Origin of the sequence: Bartonella sp. MU70NMGDW (genome assembly GCF_042194085.1) — a bacterium.
In the GTDB taxonomy this organism is placed as follows: domain Bacteria; phylum Pseudomonadota; class Alphaproteobacteria; order Rhizobiales; family Rhizobiaceae; genus Bartonella; species Bartonella grahamii.
The window spans coordinates 1-5,067 of sequence record NZ_JBHIMK010000107.1 but is presented as its reverse complement, the minus strand read 5'-3'; the positions used below and the strand labels follow the sequence as shown (position 1 = coordinate 5,067).

The following is a 5,067-nucleotide window of genomic DNA, read 5'->3' as shown; positions in this document are numbered from 1 at the left end:
AAATAACACTATGTTGTAAAGTTGACTAACATATGTTACAAATTGTTCACTTACCTCATTTTCACTTAATTCTAGTGTTTTTGCAACATTATTTAGAAAGTTTAACATATGACCAATGTATTTAAAAAGCGTACAAGTCTGTATGCACTGACAACAAGTGCTCTCTTCTTTTTACAAAGTGTAGATGCTTCTATGGAGGTGATGGGTAATCGGTTGTTATTACCGAGCTTCGGAACATCTTTATCATACGCAAATACAGTGACATCTTCTCCAGCTGCATCTTCTCCAGCTGCACCTTCTTCAGGTGAACCCAACGATATTGTAGTTGGGGGTGCATCGGGGGCTGTGCGTAAGAATCAGAAGGTATATTTACCTATTACTAGTTGTCACTCTACTGAACAGAATGCTATTGTTGATCTTGGTAGTCTAATGAGCTATTCAGGTAATAGTGTTCCACGTGCTGCTGCTGCTGCTGCTGCTGCTGGTGCTGCTGGTGCTGCTGGTGCTGCTGTTCCAGGTCCTGGTGTTTCAGGTGTTGGTGTTCCAGGTCCTGGTGTTCCAGGTGTTGGTGTTCCAAGTGTTAGTGTTCCACGTGCTCCTGTTCCAACAGGTATGCCAGGTGCTGTCCCAGGTGGTGTTCTCAATGCTACTTTCAGAAGTGCTACAACTCCCTTTGCAGGCGGTGCTATTCCAGGTGGGCTAAGGCCTCAAAATAATACGCGCAATAGAGTAACAAGAGCTGCAGATGTAGGAGCTGCTGCAGATGTAGGAGCTAAAGAACGTAATTCTGTAGGTTTTACTGATTCTGTGTTATATAAAGCTATCTCCTGCAATAAGCCTGGAGAATATGGAATAACAGGGGGGGGTATTGTGGTGACAGAGGATGGTTCTGCTGTATATATGAATAATACTACACAGAAAGAGACAGAAAAAACTGTTCTTAATTTGGATCGTGTATCTATTATGAATGTACGGGGGAAGAATCATTCTCCTAGCCTTTTAGGAATAGGAGATATTAGTACATTAGTTCGCACTACAAATAATTCTCTCAATGTTAGTGGATATCGTCCTGTTGCGAGAGCGGGTCAAGAGGCTCCTCTTAATAAAATCAATGGAGTCATTGATAGAATCAATTGGGGGGTTGCTGTGTTGGTAAACAATCCATATGAGACAGTTAATTTAATAGACTCAAAAATTAACAGTTTTTTTGTTGGACTTCGAGCTCAAGGTTACGGAACTATCTCTATGCTAGGTGGATCTATCCAAGGTACTTATGTAAATGCTTTAGCTTTAGGTGGTGGACGAATTTCTTTAAATCAAGTAAATATTGATACTCTTGGAGTTGGTTTGTGGAGTGTTGGAAAATCTGTTATACAGATGCAGTCTGGACAAATTACTATAGACAATGGTGGGGTAGGGGCTATTGCGGAAGCAGGGGGGCTTGTAGTATTAGATGGAACTACTATCAGAGTTTCTGAGGTAAAAAACAAGGCTTTATTAAGGGCTTTATTAAGCGAATATAGTGCTGGTTTTTTATCGTATGGAGGTAACATTTCTTTTAAAAATGGACAACTTGAAGGTTCCAATACCGTTGCGTTGTTGATAAATGATGCGTTTCCAAGCGTTCTGTTTGATTATAGTAGTCTACAGACTGCTAATCCAGGTAATGCAGCTGGTCAAGCTGCTGCAGCTGGTCAAGCTAATCAAGCTAATCAAGCTGCTCCAGCTGCTCCAGAAGAAGTGGTGCTGATGGGAGGAAAGGCGGTAGTAGGTACGTCCAATACTAAAGCTGCTCTCATTGAAGAGACTTCTTCTGTTATAGAGCATTTTTTAGGGCCGGATTTATTTTCTGCAAAATCTAGTGGACCCTCTACAATTACAAAGTTCATGGTTTCTGAGATTCAACAGTCAACTATTACACTGAGTGGTAACTCTTACGGTATATATTTTGATGGGGAAGAAGATTTTATAGAGGATAATAAGAAGAAATTGGAGAGGGAAAAAGATAAGAAAAATAGGTTACATGCAGTTCTTTTGAAAGGTACTCGTCTCGAAGTTCCAAATGGTGTGGCCATTTATGGTGATAATTTGGCGGGGAACGTTATTATAAAAGACACATCAAATGTTTCAGGTGGTTTATTATTGAACGCTGAAAATAAGTCCGATCTGTCTGTTTTTGTTCAAAACTCTTCAATTATAGGAGGTGCTCGTATTGAGAAAGGTTCTCATGCTAAGCTTTTCTTATCCAATGAATCGCAATGGCATGTAAAAAAGAATCTACATAGTAGTGTGAACAGTTCAGATCATACTTGTGTGGATTCATGCATTTCATCTATAAAACTTTCAGATAGTGATATTAAATTTTTTACTTCTTTCAGAAATGGAAATGCTGGGGATATTGAATATAGAACCCTTCGCATTGGAAGTGCAGATGCAAGTCGAAACGGTGTGGTTTACACAGCTTCGGGGACCTCAAAAATTCATTTCAATGTAAATTTAGCTTCGTCTGGTGCAAAAAATACTCAGGTATCTGATAGGCTTATAGTTAATGGTGACGTTGAAGGGCAAACTATAGTACATGTGAATGATACTTCAGGTGGAGAAGGACAAGTAAATGATACTTCAGGTGGAGAAGGGCAAGCGGATTCAGCTAGACACAGTGTTTCGCTTATTCAGGTTTATGGGCAAGCAAAACAAGATTCTTTCAAGCTGGATGGTTCTTATGTTACTCTGGGTACTCCTTATCAATATACTCTTCATGCTGTGCAAAAAAAAGAGGACTCTTTCAATCCTACATTGTTAGGATTGGGAAATAAATTTTGGGATTTCTCTTTAGAAATTGAGCGTGTTGTTTCTGTTGGAGAAGGTACAGAGGGTTCTCCATTATCGGAGCGGGTAGTAGTTCAGTCTCCACCTAGTTTATCGACGGGATCTGGTACAGATGAGTCTAGTACGGATTTAGGTCTTACATCTACTATGGTTTCTCAAGGTACTTCTGATGATTTGGATTCTGAAGACCATATTTCATCTACTCCGTATTCGGAAACAGGGGATACATTATTGCTAACAACAGATGAAAATGGTGAAGCTATAAGTATTTCTCTTCTTGGTGATTCAAGGGCGGAATATGGTGATGCTGGGTATAGTATAGTAGAAGATGATGATGATGATATAGAAGATTATGATTATGATGATGATATGGAAGAAGATGATGTGGATTCAACTGATTCATCTGTTGGAGATCTGATTCAAACTCCTGAAGCTTCAGGAAATACTCCATCTACTTCAGGAACTGTTTTGACAACTGGGGAAACTATTGATGAAAGTGTAGATACTTCTCATACTGCTTCTCCTAATAGAACGGGTAGTCAGAATGAAGTAGAATATTCTACAGTACTCCGTAGTGATAATGATACAGTTGATGTGAATGATGTAGATGAAAGTGGACCTATTCCATCACCGAGAACAGAAGATAGATTAACAGGTGGAGATAGTGACACTTTAGGTATTTCTCTTCTTGATAGTTCAAGTGCGGAATCTGATGCTGTAGGTTATACTATAGTAGATGGAGAAGGTCATATTACAGAGGATAATAATACAACGGTTGCATTAGTTCCATCTCAGGCCGTTATGTCTTCTGCTACTCCTCAATCTTCTACGCCGGAGAGTTCTGTACTTGGAAGGTCTGACACAGGCAATTCTAATATGGAATTAGGTTCTTTGACTGGAACTTCTCCATCTTCTGAAACTGAAGAACGGACTTCGTCTTCTGCTGCTCCTCAATCTTCTTCGTTGGGAAAGGTCAAGACTGAAGTGCCTGCTACTTCTGGAAAAACTAAAAAGCCTCAGTTTTCTTCTGCCCTAGTTAATTCTACTAAATCTAAGCAAAGGAAGCCTGCCTCTAAGAAGATGGATAGTAAACCTATAGCGCGTGTTCTATTTTATAATAAAGGAGCCGACACACTTAGATCTGAATCGCACAAGCCTATGGTGGCGACTGTATCAGCCAATGCTATAAAGCAGGAAGGTGTTTCTTCTCAGTGTAGTAATACGGGGGAAAATGGTACGGAAAGATTGCAAGGTGCTTATTCGTGTAGTGATGGTAAGACATATACAATGAAAAATCTTACACTGAAGGCAAGTGAGGCAACTCAACATTCTATGCATGCAAAAAGTCAGAATACAATTATTAAACTAGAAGGGGCCACAATTAGTGGGGCAGATTCTTCTGATAGTAAAAGTAATGTTAATTCTACTGTATCAAAGCTCGTAAGTGCTGTGCTTGCAGAAGATAAGGCAGAAGTTATTTTGGATAAGAAATCGAAAATCCAATCTTCTGTGATTGGGCTTGAAGCGCAAAGTGGCGGAAAGGTTAAGATGACTGATGGAACAGTTGATGCGCTTTATGTGGGCGCTTTGGCGGGTTTTGGATCATCTGTTAATTTAAAGGATACGAGAATTAACGTGACGGGGGATGTTGCAGCTGGTCTGGCAAGTACAGGCGGTAAGGTGACTATGGACTCTGGGGCTATTACTTTGGCAAATGGAGTGGCTGTGAGGTCAGAAGCTGGGGGAAGCGTTGAGTTAGACAAAGTTAACATTAATGTGAAAAAAACAGCAGAAAAATTAGATTCTGCAGATAATTTTGCACGTGCAGCTTTTCTGTTGAGTGATAATGCTTCTGTTGATTTTAAGAATGGAAATGTTGTTACTGATGCTCATGCTTTGTGGGTTATGAACTCTGGTGATGATGTGGTTGAAACGGGTTCTTCTAGGAGAAGGAGATCTTCTGAGGTTCGTCCTGCTATGAATCACGCAAATATCGAATCTTCTACTGTTAAAGTAGAAGGTTATGGAACCTATGGTATATATTTTGATGGAGTAACACAGAAAGAAGAGAGTCAACAAAATCGAAGTAAGGATTTAGCAACTGAGAAAGCAATTGTTGCTAAGCGGAGCGCTGTATCCAAACAGGAGAAAACACCTATAGGCATAACAGGGACAGTTTCGTTGAAGAAAACTGATTTTGAAGTTGCAAAGGGTATAGCGATCTATGGTAATAATTCT

General features: G+C 39.9%; 1 protein-coding gene. It reads left to right on the top strand.

The window, feature by feature from the left end:
- Window positions 1–108: 108 nt before the first annotated feature.
- Window positions 109–5,067 (top strand): hypothetical protein (locus ACFIKE_RS08155; RefSeq protein ID WP_375649184.1); only part of this gene is annotated, 4,959 nt, incomplete at its 3' end.